15 protein-coding genes are annotated in these 19459 nt (G+C 44.8%); 10 read left to right on the top strand and 5 right to left on the bottom strand.

Annotated elements, in window-relative coordinates:
* Positions 1 to 122 precede the first annotated feature (122 nt).
* Entirely contained in the window at positions 123 to 941 is an 819-nt protein-coding gene (locus JWG44_RS15640) for a rhomboid family intramembrane serine protease (protein WP_205275935.1), read from the bottom strand.
* Between the two features lie 106 nt (positions 942 to 1047).
* On the opposite strand from JWG44_RS15640, the gene JWG44_RS15635 reads away from it, so the two are divergent.
* From JWG44_RS15635 to JWG44_RS15610, 6 genes are all read left to right on the top strand, one after another.
* On the top strand, positions 1048 to 2004 hold the full coding sequence (locus tag JWG44_RS15635) for an MBL fold metallo-hydrolase (protein WP_205275934.1): 957 nt from the start codon (positions 1048 to 1050) through the stop codon (positions 2002 to 2004).
* On the top strand, positions 2004 to 4442 hold the full coding sequence (locus JWG44_RS15630) for a penicillin-binding protein 1A (protein WP_205275946.1): 2439 nt from the start codon (positions 2004 to 2006) through the stop codon (positions 4440 to 4442). Before JWG44_RS15635 ends, JWG44_RS15630 begins: the two co-directional genes overlap by 1 nt.
* A gap of 102 nt (positions 4443 to 4544) precedes the next feature.
* The gene (gene odhB, locus JWG44_RS15625) at positions 4545 to 5783 is read left to right on the top strand and encodes a 2-oxoglutarate dehydrogenase complex dihydrolipoyllysine-residue succinyltransferase (RefSeq protein WP_205275933.1); all 1239 of its coding nucleotides are present in this window, start codon (positions 4545 to 4547) and stop codon (positions 5781 to 5783) included.
* Positions 5784 to 5796: 13 nt separating this feature from the next.
* Positions 5797 to 7200 carry a dihydrolipoyl dehydrogenase gene (lpdA, locus tag JWG44_RS15620; RefSeq protein WP_205275932.1) on the top strand — a complete coding sequence of 468 codons (1404 nt, stop codon included), beginning with the start codon at positions 5797 to 5799 and terminating at the stop codon, positions 7198 to 7200.
* A 22-nt stretch (positions 7201 to 7222) separates the two neighbouring features.
* Positions 7223 to 9994 (top strand): 2-oxoglutarate dehydrogenase E1 component, encoded by a 2772-nt coding sequence (locus tag JWG44_RS15615; RefSeq protein WP_205275931.1) that lies wholly within the window; start codon positions 7223 to 7225, stop codon positions 9992 to 9994.
* A gap of 433 nt (positions 9995 to 10427) precedes the next feature.
* Positions 10428 to 10916, top strand: a complete 489-nt coding sequence (locus JWG44_RS15610; protein ID WP_205275930.1) for a GNAT family N-acetyltransferase — start codon at positions 10428 to 10430, stop codon at positions 10914 to 10916.
* 84 nt (positions 10917 to 11000) lie between these two features.
* Here the strand turns inward: JWG44_RS15610 and JWG44_RS15605 are convergent, their stop codons facing one another.
* The 4 genes from JWG44_RS15605 to carA form a co-directional block, all read right to left on the bottom strand.
* Complete coding sequence (locus JWG44_RS15605; protein ID WP_205275929.1) at positions 11001 to 12548, bottom strand: tetratricopeptide repeat protein; 1548 nt, start codon at positions 12546 to 12548, stop codon at positions 11001 to 11003.
* A gap of 236 nt (positions 12549 to 12784) precedes the next feature.
* Positions 12785 to 14050: an ankyrin repeat domain-containing protein gene (locus JWG44_RS15600; protein ID WP_205275928.1), complete on the bottom strand. Its 1266-nt coding sequence runs from the start codon at positions 14048 to 14050 to the stop codon at positions 12785 to 12787.
* Positions 14051 to 14469: 419 nt separating this feature from the next.
* Positions 14470 to 14658, bottom strand: a complete 189-nt coding sequence (locus JWG44_RS15595; RefSeq protein ID WP_205275927.1) for a hypothetical protein — start codon at positions 14656 to 14658, stop codon at positions 14470 to 14472.
* Positions 14659 to 14663: 5 nt separating this feature from the next.
* Positions 14664 to 15752, bottom strand: a complete 1089-nt coding sequence (carA, locus tag JWG44_RS15590; RefSeq protein WP_205275945.1) for a glutamine-hydrolyzing carbamoyl-phosphate synthase small subunit — start codon at positions 15750 to 15752, stop codon at positions 14664 to 14666.
* Positions 15753 to 15886: 134 nt separating this feature from the next.
* Between carA and thrS the strand changes: the two genes are divergently transcribed.
* From thrS to rplT, 4 genes are all read left to right on the top strand, one after another.
* On the top strand, positions 15887 to 17803 hold the full coding sequence (gene thrS / locus JWG44_RS15585; RefSeq protein ID WP_205275926.1) for a threonine--tRNA ligase: 1917 nt from the start codon (positions 15887 to 15889) through the stop codon (positions 17801 to 17803).
* A 459-nt stretch (positions 17804 to 18262) separates the two neighbouring features.
* Positions 18263 to 18802, top strand: a complete 540-nt coding sequence (infC, locus tag JWG44_RS15580; protein ID WP_069606589.1) for a translation initiation factor IF-3 — start codon at positions 18263 to 18265, stop codon at positions 18800 to 18802.
* Positions 18803 to 18833: 31 nt separating this feature from the next.
* Positions 18834 to 19037, top strand: a complete 204-nt coding sequence (rpmI, locus tag JWG44_RS15575) for a 50S ribosomal protein L35 (RefSeq protein WP_002765180.1) — start codon at positions 18834 to 18836, stop codon at positions 19035 to 19037.
* Positions 19037 to 19390, top strand: coding sequence for a 50S ribosomal protein L20 (gene rplT / locus JWG44_RS15570; protein WP_069606590.1), 354 nt, complete (start codon positions 19037 to 19039; stop codon positions 19388 to 19390). The genes rpmI and rplT overlap by 1 nt, the downstream gene beginning before the upstream one ends.
* Positions 19391 to 19459 lie beyond the last annotated feature (69 nt).

Raw genomic sequence — 19459 nt, 5'->3', positions numbered from 1 at the left:
AGGAGTTCCTACTTTTGTCCGGATCACAAAACGACTCACACACTTGCTCAGACAAACTTTCACTTCGAAGAATTCTTCAAAAAAAAGAACTCTGAGTCGTAGCGCTCCGTATCACGAAACGATCATTCTTCCGAATAATACTGACTCGAAGCGTCCTTTAAGAATTTCTTTTCCTTTCTCGAAAGCGAGTCCATCCCGGTCTTGGAAATTTTATCCAAAAGAAGATCGACTTCCTCTCGAACGTGAATCTTACGATTCATCTCTTCTTGCCATTTTTTCATCTTTCTTTTTTGAAGATAACGGCTCAAAGAAAACGAAATCGGAATTTTAGACTTAAGTTTATTATAATAAAAGAAATAAAGGGCTCCGCCGATCGCGCCGCCCGCGTGAGCCATGTGTGCGATGTTTCCTCCGGGACCGGAAAAGGCGATGATCAACATCAAAATGATTACCATAAACTTCGCCTTCAACGGAAAAAAACCCATAAACAACAATTCTTGATTCGGCCAGATCAAGGCAAACGCGACCAGAAGACCGTAGATCCCTCCCGAAGCGCCGATGATCGTTCCTTGGTTCCAACCCAAGAGATGCAAGGTCCAAGGAAAAAATCCTCCCATAAAACAGGAAAAAAGATAAAATTTAAGAAAGTTTTTTCCACCCCAGTGGCTTTCCAAAATGGAGCCGAACATCCAGAGAGAAAACATGTTAAACAGAATATGAAAAAAATTCTGAACCGAATGTAAGAATGCGTAAGTAATGAATTGCCAGACAAAATATCGATGGGTGATCAGATCCGGCGTTAATCCGAAATAGAGAGTGAGATAATCTCCGACCGTCCAAGAAAGGAGGAGTTGGATCGCAAAAATGCTCCCGTTTAAGATCAAAAGAATTCGAACTACGGGAGTCAGCTCCGGTCCGATCCGATTGTAGATTCCAGTCATAGGGGAACATGATTTCTCCTTAGAATTCGGGAGACAACCGTAAAACGAGTTTTCTTTCCTCTCTTCTCTTTGACAGAATGTACGAGATCGAAATCCTGGGTTCAAGGTGATCATCCAGCTTTACGGAACTCGAGGTTCGATTTCCGCCCCTCTCCGTACTACGGAATACATACAAAAGCTCGTTCAAGTCCTGGAAATTGTCCGGGATGGAAACCCCGACGTCTTATCGGATATCAAGAAATTTATTTCCACTCTTCCTCCGTATCTTACTCACGTAGTAGGCGGAAATACTACCTGCGTTTCCGTAGTCCTTTCTTCGGGGAGAAGAATCGGGATCGATTGTGGAACGGGGGGTCGCGTTCTCGGAGACGAGCTCATGTTGGAAAAATTCGGGAAAGGCGAGGGAAAGATCACATTCTTTTTTACTCACACACACTGGGATCATATCCAAGGACTTCCCTTTTTCAAACCCTTGTACATTCCGGGGAATGAACTTCATTTTTATTCCCCTTTTTCCGATCTTTCGGAACGTTTTGAAAAACAGCAGTCTCCGGAATTCTTCCCTATACCATTTTCCGCACTCGCTTCCACGAAACTCTTTACCTGTCTGAGTCCTGGCGAAACTTTGGATTTAGAGGGAGAATGTAAGGTGAGAATTTATCCTCTCAAACATCCGGGCGGGTCTTTTGCCTACCGTTTGGAAGAGAAGGGAAAGGTCTTTATTTTTGCCACGGACGCGGAATTTACCGGAGAGGATTTTGCCTCCGTTTCGGAAATGAGACCTTTTTTTCAAGACGCGGATCTTCTCGTCCTGGATTCTCAATATACCTTGGATGAATCCTTCCAAAAATTTGACTGGGGACATACATCCTACACGATGGCAGTAAACTGTGCAGTGGCTTGGAACGTGAAAACTCTGGTTCTTACACACCACGAGCCCGCGTATGCGGACGACGTATTGGATATCATTCTCCAGGAAGCACAAGCGCACGCGGTGGCGCTCGGAAATCATACACTCAAGATCGAACTCGCCGTAGAAGGGAACGAATATAAACTATCATGATTAAAAGTATCGGACTTCATAGAACTTCACGAGCCCTGCTCGTCATCGCCCTCTTAGGAGGTCTCTTTTTCGGTTATATTCTTTCCGAAGTGGACGAAGGGGGAGAACTCGCGATGCTCGCCTCGTATCAACCCACGACTCCGACCAGACTCTACGATATCAACGGAGTCGTTTTCGCCGAACTCTACAAACACAAACAACAACTTCTCAAGTATCAGGATATTCCTCCTCACGTAGTTCAGGCGTTTCTTTCCGTAGAAGATAACAACTTCTTCAATCACTTCGGGATCGACTTTGTGGCGATTCTCAGAGCGGGGATCGTAAACGTTTTTGCGGGAAGAATCAAACAGGGCGGTTCCACTCTTACACAACAGTTGGCAAAGACCGTACTTCAAAACAGAAAACGTTCCTTTGCGAGAAAGTTCATCGAAGCTCTTTTTACCCTCCAAATCGAACAAGAATATTCAAAAGAAGAAATATTAGAAATTTATTTTAATCTAATTTATTTGGGTCACGGAACCACGGGGATCGCTTCCGCGGCCGACGTCTACTTTCAAAAAGACGTGAGCGACTTGGACATAGCCGAAGCGGCGATGCTCGCAAGACTTCCGAAAGCTCCCGTAAAATATTCTCCATTTAAGAATCCGGCGATTTCGAAAAACGCTCATATCGGAGTTCTCAAGCTGATGGCGTCGCAAGGATATATTCCCGAAGATAAGGTCCAGAGTATTCACGACGATTTCTGGAACAAATACTGGCCCGTCGTCATCACAAAATCTCCTTCTCAATCGACTTGGGGAAATCGTCTGAACAAGGCTCCTCACTTTACGGAATACGTTCGTCAAAAGCTCGAAAAAGAATTGGGCGAAGACAAGGTTTATACCGGCGGTTTGAAAGTTTATACGACGCTCGACGCGCGCAAACAAGAGATCGCTCAAGAGGAATTGTCCAAGGCGATCAAAAAACACGACGATCTCGTATCCGGAATCACCGTAAACTATTCCGGAGGAGCGGATCGCGGTCTGGTCGGACTCTATTATTTGATGGGATCCATTTTCCCAGTGGGAATGCCCTTTGTCAGCAAGTTGGACGAGAAGGCGAATTACAGAGTCGCACTGGAAAGAGAACTCATCGATGCGGCCGATATTCTTACCATTCTTACTCCGGGTGAAAACGAATCCGCTGCGGTCGCCGAATTTCAAAAACAAACCGCGGTCTTCGGGAAAAATCTTCACGTAGAAGGCGCGGCGATTACGATCGAACCTTCCACGGGTTATATTCAAACCATGGTCGGCGGATACGAATTCACTCCGAAGAATCAGTTCAACCGCGCTACGATGGCGAGACGCCAGACCGGATCGGCCTTTAAACCGTTTGTCTACGGCGCCGCGATTCAAGAACGTGTGGTCGGAAGTGGAACCGGAATCATGGACGCTCCTCTGACAACTCTTACCGAAGAGGGAGAAGGTTGGTCGCCTCAGGATTTCGACGGAGACTTTCTCGGGATGGTTCCTCTTTCCAGAGCTTTATCCTTATCTTTGAATATTGTTTCGGTTCAGGTTTTTCTTCGTACCGGACCGGACGCGGTGATCGATTTCGCGGCAAGACTTACGGGAGTCAATCCTTCCCGTTTTCCTTCCAGTCCCGCGCTGGCGCTTGGGATCGCGGAACTCACTCCTTTAGAGATGGCTCTCGGTTATGCGACGATCGCAAACGACGGAAGAAGGGTAATCCCATTCTCCGTTCGTTATGTGATCGATCAGAGCGGAAACGTCGTCTACAACGAGGAGACGAAAGTTCAAGAAGAACTTCAGAGACAAGCAAAGGATGGAAGTATCCAAGTTATCTCCGAAGGAACGGCCTACATTCTTAAGAAAATGCTCATAAACGTTGCAATGGCCGGAACCGCCGCGATGGGGCTCCGAGATCCGGACAAAGGAAACTACCGAGGAATCGCCGCGGGAAAAACCGGATCCACTTCTTCGTTTACCAACGCTTGGTATTGCGGATTCGATCCGAATTACACAACCGTCATTTGGTTGGGTTTTGATAAGAGTTCGATATCATTGGGAAGAGGTCAGGCGGCTTCGGTGCTCGCGGTTCCGATCTGGGGAAAGATGTACAATCGTTTTTACGGCGGAGAAAACTATCCGACCTTTGGCGAAGACATTATGCCGGAAGAAGTGCAAGGAGGAGGAACCTGCGCTTACAACGGTTTGTCTCCAAAACCCGGAGTATGTCCCGTAACTCAGAACCTGAGCTTAAAACCGATCACCGTCGCCGGTGTTACAAAGTCCGTCATGGGAAATCGTCAGTGTGACGGAGAAAGGGATCATCACAAGTCTATGGATTTTAGAGAATTCTTACAAAAAGAATATCAGATCAGTGATGAAGAATTAGGCAAAACAGATCGAAAATTCAAACCAAGGACGGAATAATTCCGTTTTGGAGAATTTCGTTTACAGAATTTTTTCGTTTATAAGGATTGAAACCGAGGCCGGCCTTATAGAGCATCCTAAGCCTCCCAAAAGGAATCATACATGTCTGTAGAAATCAAGGTCCCCGAAATGGGGGAATCGATCACGGAAGCAACCATTGCAAATTGGGTAAAGAAAGAAGGAGAACAAGTAAAACAGGACGAGATCCTGCTGGAACTGGAAACCGATAAGGCGACCATGGAAGTTCCCGCCCCGTCTTCGGGTGTTCTTCAAAAAATTCATAAGAAGGCGGGAGACACCGTAAAGGTAAAAGAGATCATCGGTCTCATCGATGCAGTAGCCGTCGCCTCCGCTCCAGCCCCTTCTTCTTCCCCAGCTTCTTCTTCCGCAACCACCTCGACCCCGGTCTCCAACAACGGCAATCTAAACGAAACTCTTCCACCTGCGGTTCGTAAATTGATCGACGACAATGGACTCAATGCATCCGCAATTTCCGGTTCGGGTAAGAATGGACAGATCACAAAAGAAGACGTCTTAAAAGCGATCGAAACAAAAACTTCCGCACCGACTGCAGTCGCGGCGAAAGTAGCTCCGACTTCGGAAATTCCAAAAGCGGTTCCGGTGGCCAGCCGAGGAGATCTTCCGAGAGAAAACACGGTTCCGATGTCTCGTCTTCGCAAAGTGATCGCGGAAAGACTCGTTTCCGCACAACACAACGCTGCCATTCTCACCACTTTTAATGAAGTCGATATGAGCGCGGTGATGGAAGTCAGAAACCGTTATAAGGATAAGTTTAAAGAAGCGCATAACGTGGGTCTTGGGTTTATGAGCTTTTTTACAAAGGCCGCAATCCACGCGCTCAAAACGATTCCCGCGATCAACGCTGAAATTCGAGGAACCGATATCGTATATAAGAATTACTTTGATATCGGAGTCGCCGTCGGAGGCCCGAAAGGCCTCGTCGTTCCGATCGTAAGAGACGCCGATCTTTTGAGTTTTGCCGGAGTGGAACAGGAAATCGGAAGACTCGCGAACAGGGTCAAGGACGGAAAGATCGAACTTTCCGAAATGGAAGGTGGAACCTTTACGATCTCAAACGGGGGAGTTTACGGATCCATGATGTCCACTCCTATTTTAAATCCTCCACAGAGTGGAATTTTAGGACTTCATAATATAGTAAAACGTGCGGTGGTGGTAAACGATCAGATCGTAATCCGTCCGATGATGTATCTCGCGCTTTCCTACGATCACAGAATCGTGGACGGAAAGGAAGCGGTTACGTTTCTCGTGAAGGTAAAAGAAGCGATCGAAGACCCGACCCGGCTTTTACTAGAACTTTAATGAAAGAGGAATCATGTCAGCAGAATTTGACGTAGTCGTGATCGGTTCGGGACCGGGGGGCTACGTTTGTGCCATCCGTTCCGCTCAGCTCGGTTTAAAAACCGCAATCATTGAAAAAAGAAAAACCCTCGGAGGCACCTGTCTCAACGTGGGTTGTATTCCTTCCAAGGCGCTTCTGGATTCTTCGGAAGAATATCATAAAACTCTACACAAGTTGGATGTTCACGGAATCACGGTCGGAAAAGTCGATCTCGATCTAAATAAACTCATGAATCGTAAGGATCAGATCGTGAAAGAAGTCACGGACGGCGTGGACTTTCTCATGAATAAAAACAAGATCAAACGTTACGAGGGTTTTGGAAAGGTTCTTTCCGCGAGCAAAGTGGAAGTTGCGTTGAACGACGGAACCAAAGAAGTCCTCACCGCCAAACACGTAGTAGTCGCCACCGGATCGGTTCCGATCGACATTCCCGGATTGACAGTGGATGGAAAGACGATCATCACATCCGATCACGCGATCGACATTCGTAAACTTCCTAAAAAAATGATCATCATCGGAGCCGGAGTGATCGGACTCGAACTCGGATCCGTTTGGTCCCGACTCGGAACCGCGGTCACGGTGGTAGAATTTCTTCCCGGACTTATTTCCAACGTGGATCGTCAGATGGGATCGCTTCTCGAACGTTCTCTGACCTCACAAGGAATGGAATTCTTATTCGAACACAAGGTGAAAGGTGCGACGGTTTCAAAAACCGGAGCAAAAGTCACGATCGAAGATTCTAAAGGAGAATCCAAGGAACTCGAAGCGGACGTAGTTCTCGTCGCAGTCGGTCGTCGTCCTTTTATCGAAGGAGTGGGATTGGAAGACGCGGGAGTTGCACTGACTCCGCGCAAACGGATTCAAATCGACGGACATTATAAAACATCAGTTCCCGGAATCTACGCGATCGGAGACGCGGTCGACGGACCGATGCTCGCTCACAAGGCGGAAGAAGAAGGTGTTGCACTGGCGGAGCTCATCGCGGGACAATCCGGACACGTCAATTATGATGCGGTTCCTTACGTCATATATACCTGGCCGGAAATGGCCTGGGTCGGAAAGGGCGAAGAAGAACTCAAAGCAGCAGGAATCGAATACAAAACCGGAAAATCCTTATTCCGTCCAAACGCCCGCGCGAAAGCGATGAACGAAGCGGAAGGACAAGTTAAAATACTAGCGGATAAAAAAACAGATAAGATCCTCGGAGCCTTTGTATTTGGACCGAGAGCTTCCGATATGATCGCGGAGTTGGCGGTTGCGGTAGAATTCGGCGCGTCTGCGGAAGACGTCGCAAGAAGTTTTCACGCGCATCCGACCTTAGCGGAAGTGATCAAAGAAGCGGCGATGGCGGTGGATAAGTGGGCGATTCACGCGTGAATCGATTAGGCAGGTTTCAAGAATGAAAATAGAAAAACTCATGGCGCTTTACGGAGAGAACGGCGCTCTCCTAGAAGAACTTTACGATCAATATAAGATCAATCCCGAATCGGTGGATAAAGAATGGAAACTCTTCTTTCAAGAAGTGGACACCACCGGATTCTCCAATGGAAACGGTTATACGAACGGCAATGGAAATGGAAAATCCGCAGTCGCCACTTCTTTTACGGACGCTCAAGCCGGTTCGATCCGGGAGATGGGGATCATCAACCTTCTCAACGCCTACAGAAGACAGGGGCACTTGGCGGCGCAACTCGATCCTCTGGGAATTCAAAAACCGAATCGTACGTTTATAGATTCCAAACTACACAGCATTTCTCCTGCGGATTTAGAAACCGTCGTGGACAGCGATACGTTGGGAAGAGTGAAACTCGCCGAAATCGTGGATCTCTACGAGAAGGTTTATTGCAACACGATCGGAGCCGAACACTTCTATCTCGTAGACGACGTGGAAAGGGAATGGCTTCAAAAGAAGATGGAATCTCCGTCATTCTTAGCCCCGTTGCCGAAAAGTATCAAACTCAGACTTTTTGAAAAATTATTCCAAGCGGATTATTTCGAAACCTTCCTCGCAAAAAAATACGTGGGTAAAAAAAGATTCTCTCTCGAAGGAGGAGAATCCTTCATTCCGCTTCTGGATACGATCGTGGAAGAAGCCGGACATCATCACATGGACGGACTCGTGATCGGAATGGCACACAGAGGAAGACTCAACGTTCTTGTGAACATCATCGAAAAACCGGCGTCTCTTATCTTTGCGGAATTCGAAGAGAAGACCGATAAAGATAACCTGAGTTATGCGGACGTAAAGTATCACTTAGGATATTCCAACAGTAGAATGACAACGGCGGGGAAAGAAGTAAAACTTTCTCTCGCATTCAACCCAAGTCATTTGGAATGTGTGAATCCCGTTGTGACGGGTTCCGTTCGGGCTCGTCAGGGTTTGATCGGGGACGCGGATCGTGCGAAATATATGCCGATTCTGATTCACGGAGATGCGGCATTCGCGGGGCAGGGAGTCGTCGCGGAAACCCTCAACCTGATGAACTTGGAAGGTTATACGACCGGAGGAAGTTTTCACGTAGTCGTAAACAACCAGATCGGTTTTACTACCTTACCGGACGAATCCAGATCCACGTTGTATGCAACCGATCTCGCAAAAGGATTTCAGATTCCGATCATTCACGTAAACGGGGACGATCCGGAAGCCGTCTACAGAGTTGTAAAACTCGGGATGGAATACCGTCAGAAGTTCAAAAAAGATTTTATCATCGATCTTGTATGTTACAGAAGACTCGGTCACAACGAAACCGACGAACCCGCGTTCACACAACCGAAGATGTATTCCATCATTAAGAATCATCCTCCGACCGTAACTCTCTACGAAAAGAAACTCGTAGAAGAGGGAGAGATCGCTCAGGAAGATCTGGACTTTATCAAAAACGGTTCTATGCACGGGCTGGAAGATTCTTTTCAGAGAGCGAAAGAACAGGACGTAAAGATCAGGGTCGATACCATGCAAGGGGTTTGGTCCAAGTTCTCCAAGGTTTCCTTGGATTCCGAACCTGCGACAAAACTTCTAAAAGAACAGATGCACGGGATCGTTCAGGCTTTAACTTCCGTGCCTCAGGGTTTTACTCCGAATTCTAAACTTGTAAAACTTCTTCAGAGTAGAAAGGAAATGGCGGAAGGAAAAATTCCGGTCGACTGGGGTTTTGCGGAAGCTCTTTCTTTCGGTTCCATCTTAGAGAGCGGTTTTAGAATCCGTCTTTCCGGACAGGATTCTCAGAGAGGAACGTTTTCACACCGTCACGCGGTGCTTGTCGACACAAACACAAACGAGAAATACATTCCTTTGAATCATATTTCCGGAAAACAAGCAAAGGCGGAGATCATCAATTCCTCACTTTCCGAATTTTCGGTTTTGGGTTTTGAATACGGCTACTCTCTCGCGGATCCGAACGCCCTTGTGATGTGGGAAGCTCAGTTCGGAGATTTTGCTAACAGCGCGCAGGTGATTTTCGATCAGTTTATTTCCAGCTCGGAAGTAAAATGGCAGAGACTTTCCGGACTTACGATGTTATTACCTCACGGTTACGAAGGACAAGGGCCGGAACATTCTTCGGCGAGATTGGAGAGATTTTTACAACTCTGCGCGTTGAACAACATGCAGGTTTGTAACCTCACTACTGCGGCTCAATACTTTCATTTGCTCCGAAGACAGATGCTCCGGAATTACCGCAAACCTCTCGTGATCGTAACTCCGAAAAGTTTGCTTCGATTTCCGGCTTCTCTTTCTCCGGTGGAGGATATTCTTCAAGGTGCGTTTAAGGAAATTCTCGTCGATGATAGCGGATCGAAAGCCGACAAGATCGAGAAGGTGATTTTTTCCGCCGGTAAAGTATATTATGATTTAATGAAATACCGTGACGAGAATAAGATCAAAAACGTGGCTTTGGTCCGAGTGGAACAGATCTATCCGTTTGCCGGAAAAGAAATCGAAAACGCAGTCGTGAAAACGTTTAAAAACGCAAAACAATTCGTTTGGTGTCAGGAAGAGCCTAAAAACCAAGGAGCTTGGTTTTTTGTAAGAGATAGAATCGAAGACTTGCTTCCTTCCGGCATTCGTCTGAGTTATGCGGGAAGACATGAATCTCCGAGCCCTGCGGCCGGACATATGAAACTGCATTTGCAAGAACAAGACCAGCTCGTTTTGGATGCGTTTCAGGCGTAAGAAAGAATAGAATCAAAAGAAGAATTTTGCGATTCTTTGAAAAAGCCCGAGAGAAAAATCTTGGGCTTTTTTGTTTTAACGGTAAACGTAGTTTTGTCGTAGTTCCGGAAAAGGCGCGCTTTCGTAGGGTCTGTAATTCTTGTTCACTGGTTGAAAATGGATTTGGATAGGCACGCTTTTTTCATCGGATCTTTTGTAAGAGTTCCTACCTTCGAGACTTTGTACCTGCAAAATCCTAATTCTTTCCAACAAAAAGTAGGAACTCTTACTGCTCTCTATCGGAAAATTCGACTCATAACCTCGACGGAATGAATTTTAAAACAAATATGAGTTTTATTCTTTTTCCGTAACTTCTTTTTAAATATTACGAATCTTATCATGGAGATTCACTTCATTGGATCCTTCCAAGAAAAACGAAACGGATCCGGTAAAGATGAACCAGTTAGAAATAAAAATAAAACCTTACGAGGAGAAATTTCGAGAGCCGATGATCTTGCTCTGGGAACGTTCGGTTCGCGCAACTCACGATTTTGTTTCCCTGGAAGATATAGAATATTTCAAATCATTGGTCAAAAATATCGATTTTTCTTCGTTCCGAGTCCATTGCTGTTTTCAAGAAGATCAAAGTTTGAGCGGCTTTATCGGAGTTTCCGAAAACAAGATCGAGATGCTCTTTTTAGAACCGAAATATATCGGTAAGGGAATCGGAAAATCTCTCATCGAATTTGCGATAGAAGAATTGGCAGTCACTGAAGTAGAAGTGAACGAACAGAATTTGAACGCGGTTCGATTTTATTCAAAGTTCGGATTTAGAACCTATGATCGGACAGAATTGGACGGGGAAGGAAAAAACTATCCGATTCTAAAAATGAAACTTTCCAATTCGCAAGAAAAAAATGAGATCCGTTTTTCGTCCTTGTGATTGATGGAAACCCTACGCACAATAAGAGATTCGATTCTTTTATTGTTTCAAATCGTTTGGACCAAGTTTGTATTTTTTCGTTTTTTATGGTTTTCTTTTTACCGTTTCCCGAAAAATCGTTTCGACGATTTCAGATCTGTTTCCCAGACTTTTTGCCTTTTGGGCATATCGCTTGGCGGATCTTTTGTCTCCTAATTTCCAAAAAATTTTCGCGAGGTTTGCAGGATAAACGGACTCCTGCGGTGATAACTTTTCCGCTTTTTGAAAGGATTGGATCGCTTCTTCCGGTCTTTTTATTTCGTCTAACGCGCATCCGATCAGGTTGTGAAGTCTGCTTCTGCCTGTGTGATCGCCTGGGGCGGCCTTGAGTAGATTTTTTTCCGCGCGTTTTATTCCCTCTTCCGGAGATCCATATTTTAACCAAATGAGTCTGGCATCCAAAAAAAGGGCTTCTGCGTCTTCCGGATAATCCGAGAATATCGAAACGAGCAGTTCTTCGACTTTCGAATATTCCTTTTTCTTTATGTGTTCCCAACCCTGAGCGAGGCGATCGATGATCTTTTGATGTCGTATCTTATGGATATCTTGTCCGGAGAAAATTCCATCGGGTGACGAAAGGACAAATTCGTGAATTATCACAATCAGTTTAGATATCGTTTCCATCGCATTTCGATTCTTTTTGAGTTTTGAGGCGAGCGGATCGTCGGTCACGGTAAGAGCCCAATTCTTTGCGGTTTCGATGGAGCGTAGTGCCCCGATCGTATATTTTTGAATTTTAGAAATTTCTAAAATACCTTCCCAACGGTCCGGATGATAGAGTAGAATTGCGGAAATCAAATCTGCACCGCCTGCATATTCGGGTAATTTTCGGTCTTTTTCTAGGAGATTCTTAAATGTTTTAAATCCGAAATCCGCTGAAACCCACGCACAAATTTCCGCGCCCTTCCTTTCGTGATAAAACGCGTCTTCGGGATAATAATTTAGAATCCGTAGACATTTTTCTTTCCAGAACTCTTCCCGACCCGGATCTATTTTACCCATTCGAAAATATACGTTTGCTAATGCGAAATAGGCATCGTCCAGAGTGGAAGCATTCGGGTGACGAAGGATTGCGGTTTCTTGTTGATTGAGAAATTCTGAAAGTTCTTCGTCGGAAATTTTTTCCGCCTTTTCGTCCAGGTTGTAAGGAATAAAATCGAAGGCCCCAGAATATTCGTTCGGATCCTCCATCGTTAAAGATTCAATTTTATTTTTCCCTTCATAACTTCCCCATTGCGCTTCGATAAAGGGAACTAAATCCGATTTCATACTCGTCCAGGTTTGGTTTGGAAAAATATGAAGTTCATCATGACTGGAGTCCCAGGTTCCGTAGATTTGCAAACGGGGAAGCCAAACGAGTATCTCGGGATCTTCGCCATAGGCCTCGGAATTTTTGATCAGTCCAGCAGAGTTCGTGTAATATTGACCATCTTCTTCTTTTTGAAAGGGGCCGATCTTTACCGAGCTAAGATGAATTCCCTCGACGGACGCGAGATCAAACCAACCTTGGGAATCGGTTTCAATCCTTCTTCCAAATGATAAATCTTCTACGAGATCCCGAGGGAGATTCAGTATATTATGATTTTCTTTCATTGTTTTGATTTAATCCTTTAAACGGAGCCGGTTTCGGAATTTCAATTGAGTCGGAAACATTTAGCATTTCTCCCAAGGCCGATTTGAAAATCCATTTACGATTTTTTGAAAGATAGTAATAAAAACGCTGGAGATCCCACCGATCACTTTCCGTTAGCGGTTTACGAACTTTCTAATAGGCTGATTGCAGTTAGATTCTTATTGTGGTTCCTACATTTTGAGGTTGATACAAGTTTTTAATATACGTGCTCTAAAAACAGATACTTAAAATTTCCGCTTCTGTTCAGAGTCTCAAAAACTCCACGTCGATTCAGGTCTTCTAACATTTCTCTGAATACATCCGGACTTATATCACCATTCTCATAAGCGTCACGATCGAAAGATTCCTCCGGAATTTCATAATAGCCTTGGTATTTCCAAGAACCGGATTGATCTAAATTTTCACCTTCGATCGCAAAGGATAAGACGCCGTCTTCAACGGCAAAAACGGCTACGGTTTTGTCTGCGTGTTCGAGAGAGAATTTTTGAATGCCCGCTTCGATCGCTGTAACGAGTTTTTTCGGAAGAGAAGGATGCTCCTTCTTTTCCATTAAGTAGGCCACGGTTTTTCCGCAACCGTTTCCCTTTGCTCTTCCTAAGGCGGTATATCCTTCCCAGTTTTTGGTATTGGGATCGGCTCCACATTCCAACAAAAAACGAAACGGTTCTATATATTCGTTTTCGGAGGCCAATCTTACAAGACATTCCCCTAAGACGGGGTTCGGCGTTTTTTGAATGATTTTGCGCATGAGCTCGATCGTTTCCAAATCTTCTCTCGTGTACAAATGCCAAGCCGCTGCCTCCGGTAAATAGGCGGCGGAACCTTTGGGAGTTAAAATTTGGAGGGTTAAAAAAGAAGGAACGATGGTAAGTATGTTTTCAAAAGTTGTAAAATCCAAGGTCTCGATTGCGTTTTGGATCAATGTATCGATTTCGTGATATCGGTCGAGAATTGAAGTGAAATCGGAATCTTCGAAATAAACCTGAAAATATTCGTCCTCCAAAAAAAGGCTTTTGGAAGAACCCATGATCAAACAATCTCGAATCGATTCCAACATTTCCTCTTTTTGATCGGTGACCGCGTAATATCTCGCTTTCTGAAACGGTATATCCGAGTCTTCGCAATCGTAATTTTCAAGAATCGACTCCATCCGATCCGCGATTTCCTTATCTTTTACTAACGCCGCTAATAAAAACGAACTCGCGGCGAATTCTTTTGCTTCCGTATGCTTTTTTCCGGATCGTAAAATTTTGATAAAATCATCCTTTCGCGTAAGAAAAACATCAGTCCAGATGGATTTGGCCTTATTTAGGTTTTGAGTTTCCAAACATTTAGCAAATTGGCCGTATTCTCTTTTACACCGGCTCGTTAGGATGGAAAATTCAGGTCCTAAAGAATTTTCGATTTCATCGTATCCGATTGCTTGGATATCCTTGGGAAAGTGGTTTCTTGATTTCATCATTTTTGAAGTATATTGCGTTCTTTGTTTTTTTCTTTTTAGGTTATAACTTGATATTTGGTTTGTTTTTGCAGAACGATGTCTTGCTCGAGAAAACGGCTGTTCCTCTCAGATTCGCAGATTCCCCGCGATAGCGATTGAAGCGGAAATTCCCGACCGTTCTTACGGAGGAACTGAAGTGAACGTCGGAAATTGTCCGATTCTAAGTGCCTTTTGGCGGGAATTGAAGCGGAAAGCGCGGCCGCTCGCTTTTTTGAAATAAAATTCCCGAGCGGATCGCCCCAAATTTTTTTTATAACGGAGAATTTTAGAATATTCTAATTTTCTAAAATTTATTTTCTTGAGTTTTTTTATCGAGGAAGGAAGTAAAGGAACTCGTTCTAAAAATTACGTTTTGTGATCGTTAGAACGAGCGGCGGGTCTTAGAGAATTCCGGTTTTTCTTGCGATCGCGTAAAAGTTCACGCCATAGCCAAGTCCGAGAAAGTTTTTTGGCGGGAAGAGGTCGTCCGTTTCCGGATTCCATACGTCTTTTACCAACGCTTCTACTGAAAAATCTTTTCCCACGGGAAGTCCTAATACACGATCGGGGAGTTGCGGAAATTCTGCCATGTCATTCACCTTTTTTTTGTAGTTTCTACGAGATCGTAAAATTTCTGAAAGAGATATCTGGAATCGTTCGGTCCCGGTGCGCTTTCCGGATGATACTGAACGGTAAGTAAAGGATATCCCGATTTTAAAATTCCTTCCACGGTGTTGTCGTTCAGATTGATAAACGAAATCGGTTCTTCGACCTTGTGATCGTCGATGACCGCAAAACCGTGATTTTGCGACGTGATCTCCACTTTTCCGGTGGATAAACTCTGAACGGGTTGGTTTCCGCCCCTGTGTCCGAACTTCATCTTCTCCGTTTTTTTTCCGAGAGAGAGCCCGATGATCTGATGCCCTAAACAAATTCCAAAAAGCGGATATCCCTTTTCCATGATCTTCTTCGTCGCTTCAATCGCGTAATCCAAAGGAGCGGGATCTCCGGGGCCGTTGGAAAGAAAGAATGCGTCAGTTCCTTCCTTCATAATGTCTTCCGCTTTTGTAAGCGCCGGATAAACCGTAACCGCAAATCCGGTCGCGTCGAGTAGGCGAAGAATGTTGGTTTTTACACCGTAGTCATAAACCGCGAGTTTGTATTTTTTTCCGGTATGAGTTCCAAAGATATATTTGCTGGGTGTTGTTACTACCTTTGCCAGATCCGCGTTGATGATCCCGGGAAAGGATTTTACCTTTTCTAAAAAGGAAGGAGAGTATTCCGGAGCGATAAAAATCCCTCCGTTCGGAGATCCGTTGGTTCTTATAAAACGAGTTAATTTCCGAGTATCGATTCCTTGGATTCCGGGAATCTTAAATTCTTTTAAAAATTGAGAGAGAGTTTTTTGAGATTTAAAATTTGAAGGTCGATCCACGTATTCTTTTACGATCAATCCGCTTGCCTGGATCTTGGAGGACTCCATATTGTCCGGATGGATTCCGTAGTTTCCGATCATCGGATAGGTGAGAGTGATGATCTGATTGCAGTAGGAAGGATCCGTTAGGATCTCTTGGTAGCCCGCCATGGATGTGTTGAAGACAACCTCTCCGACGGATTCCGCTTCATAACCGAAGGATTCTCCCTCGATGACCGTACCATTATCGAGAACTAAGAACGCTTTCATCTCATACAGCGTCGATAGGGGTTCGGGCATAGTCAAGGTTTTTCCCCCACAAATGCAAATCGGTTGAAAAATATGTCCGATTTTCGCGAATGGAAAAGGGGGAAACCCCAATTTAGTTCCTGGAAAATAAAAGAATGTATAGGCTGACACTGCCCGATCAATCCGTTAAGGAAATCGCCGAGGGTTCTACCTTCCGCGACTTCATCGAAAAAGAATTACCGTTCTTAAAAAACAAAGCGCTCGCTGTACGTCTTGACGGCACGGATATCCAGGACTTATCCCGAACGGTGACAACGGACTCAAAGATCGAAGTATTGACCTATTCTGAAAAAGACGGATGGGAAACCTTCCAACATTCCGCAGCGCATTTGTTGGGAATGGCGGTTCAGAATTTATATAAGAATGCAAATCTCACCGTAGGTCCGGTGATCGAAAACGGTCCCGGCTATTTTTACTACGACATCGATTTCGGCGGAACCGTCATCACTCCGGAGGATCTTCCAAAGATCGAAGCCGAGATGGAAAAAATCGTAAAAGCCGATCATCCGGTTTGGAGAAAGGTAGTTTCGAAAAAGGAAGCGATCGAGACGTTTCAAAAACTCGGCGAAAAATATAAGATCGAAATCATCGATCAAATTCCGGGAGAAGAAGTTTCCATCTACGGGATGGGAGAATGGTTCGATCTTTGTCGCGGGCCTCACGTTCCGAACTCGGGAATATTAAAATCTTTTAAACTAACCGCGATCTCCGGAGCTTATTGGAAGGCTAACAAGGACAACGCGATGCTCACTCGTATCTACGGAGTTGCGTTCCCTTCCAAAAAAGAATTGGATCAGTATCTCTTTCAGATCGAAGAAGCAAAGAAGAGGGATCACAGGAAGATCGGAAAGGAAATGGATCTATTCTCTTTTCAAAAGGAAGGTCCGGGATTTCCTTTCTGGCATCCAAAGGGAACGATTCTTTGGAATTCACTCGCGGAATATCTCAGAGGAGAATGTAACAAAAGGGGTTATCAGGAAATCAAAACTCCCGCGGTCCTTTCCTCCGAACTCTGGAAAAAATCCGGTCACTGGGATAATTTTCATGAGAATATGTATTTCACGGACATCGACGAAGAAGACTACGCACTAAAGCCGATGAACTGCCCGGGGTGTTCCCTCATTTACAAACACCACCTTCATTCTTATCGGGAACTTCCTCTTCGTTTTGCTGAATTCGGAAGTGTTCATCGTCACGAGTTGCACGGGGTTCTTCACGGACTTTTTAGGGTAAGAGCCTTCACACAAGACGATTCTCATATCTACGCGCCTCTGGAATTTTTGGAATCCGAGGTGATGGATATCATCGACTTTACGTTTACCGTATATAAGAAATTCGGATTTTCGGAATTTAAAACTTTCATTGCGACAAGACCCGAGAAGTCGCAGGGAAAAGACGAGGACTGGGAATACGCGACCAACAGCCTCAAGGCTTCTCTGGAAAAAAGAGGAATTCCTTATGCGATCAAAGAAGGCGAAGGCGCTTTTTACGGACCGAAGATCGAATTTAATATCAAGGATTCGATCGGAAGGCTTTGGCAATGCGGAACGATCCAAGTCGACTTCTCCATGCCTGAACGATTTGATCTGGATTATACGGACAGCGACGGTCAGAAAAAAAGACCGGTTATGATTCACAGAGCGATCTACGGTTCTTTGGAAAGATTCATCGGGATTTTGATCGAACACTACGAAGGAAAGTTTCCTCTTTGGATCTCTCCCAATCAGGTAAGAATTTTGACGGTCACCGAAAAGGTAACCGACTACGCGAAGGACGTTTATCGCGAGTTAGTCGACGCGGGGATTCGTGTGGAATTGGATACGAGAAATGAAAAGATCGGCGCGAAGATCCGGGACTCCATTTTGAAAAAAGCAAACTATCTTCTTGTTTTAGGAGAGAAAGAATTGGAATCGGGGACGATTGCGGTTCGCAAACTGGGCCAGGAGGAAACCAAAACTCTGACTCGTGCGGGATTTATTGCGAATCTTCAAGAGGAAATCAAAGCGAGCTGAAGTTTTCGAGAAGCGTGTGAGTTCCTACTTTTTCGAAAGTCCTTGGATTTTCTTCAAAAAAGTAGGAACTCACACGTTTTCAGAAGCGAAGTCTCCCGGTTCTTTGGATTCTCCTTCTGCACAAATCAAAAAGTAGGAACTCACACGTCCCTAAAGTTCGGTGAACCGACCTTATCTGCGGAATCATTCTTCCGAAAAACTTGTCTGTGGGAACTCCCATCTTTCTTGATCGTAAAGGGAAAGTTCTTTGGAACTTTGAGAAACTTAAAAATCGAACGTTTCCATCTCCAAAAAAATCGCTTTGGGCGGAACTCTTTGAAGAGAAACCGAGAATTGCAGTCAGAAGGAGCGCTTTCGGAAAATCCGCTTGAAATAAAGGCCGATTCACCCGAAATAGAGTCAAAAATCGCTTGAAAACAGGCCTAAGAATAAAATCTTGGAAATCTAGCCGGAGAATGAATGCAGAGGAAACCGAGTCAAAAGTCAGCAACTGATAAGCTTTTCAACCATAGGATCAATGAGAAAATCACTGGTGTATCCAGGGTCCGTTTGGTTTCGGATGACGGAGTTGAAATCGTCACTTTCGATGAGGCGCTTCGAAAAGCACGGGAAGAAAATTTAGATCTCGTGGAAGTCTCCGGAGATCAAGAAGTTCACGTTTGCAAGATCATCGACTATGGTAAGTATAAATTCGAGTTACTCAAAAAGAGTAAAGAAGCTAAGAAAAAACAACACGTAATCAACGTAAAAGAAATCAAGATTCGTCCTCGAATCGAAAGTCATGATTACGATATCAAAAAGAAACACGCGCAAGAGTTTCTAAGCAAGGGAGACAAAGTAAAAGTAAGTCTCCGCTTCCGCGGTCGTGAGATGATGCACTCCGACCTCGGGATGAAAGTTGTTTATAGAATGGTAGAAGATCTGAAAGAATTCGGAGCCGCAGAAAGGGATCCGATTCAAGACGGTAAACAGATCGTTGTAATTATTAATCCGAAATAATTTCCGGAAATAGGATCGAAAGGTAGAGAAGATGCCAAAGTTGAAGACGAACAGAGCCGCTGCAAAGCGTTTCAAGTTCACAAAGAACAACAAAATCAAACGCAAGAGTATGAATACCCGTCACATCTTGACCAAAAAAGGACCGAAAAGAAGAAGACGTCTTCGCGGTTTGACTCTGGTCAACAATTCTGACTGGAAATCAATCGTCAGATTAATGCCTTACGGAGTAAGATAATGCCTAGAGCAGTCAACGGAACTATCCACAAAAATAGAAGAAGAAGAGTCCTAAAGGACGCCAAAGGATTCCGCGGCGCTCGTTCTAAACTTTACAGAACGGCAAAAAGTGCGGTGATGAAAGCGGGCCAGTGGGCCTATCGCGACCGCAAGGCGAAGAAAAGAGATTTTCGTAAACTCTGGATCATCAGAATTAACGCAGCCGCAAGAGAAAATGGTTTGTCTTATTCCGTATTCATGAATTCCCTTAAGAAACTGGGAATTGACATGAATCGCAAGTCCCTTGCAGAGCTGGCTTTTAGCGACCGGGAAGTTTTTAACGCCCTGGTTGAGAAAATCAAAGTAGCCGGATAATCAATCCTGCTTGACCAGAATCGTCGGCCCTGTAAGTTTACAGGGCTTTTTCTGTTTTCAGAGAACGTT

Origin of the sequence: Leptospira ainazelensis (assembly GCF_016918785.1) — a bacterium.
Classification (GTDB): domain Bacteria; phylum Spirochaetota; class Leptospiria; order Leptospirales; family Leptospiraceae; genus Leptospira; species Leptospira ainazelensis.
This window is presented reverse-complemented; position numbering and strand designations above follow the sequence as displayed.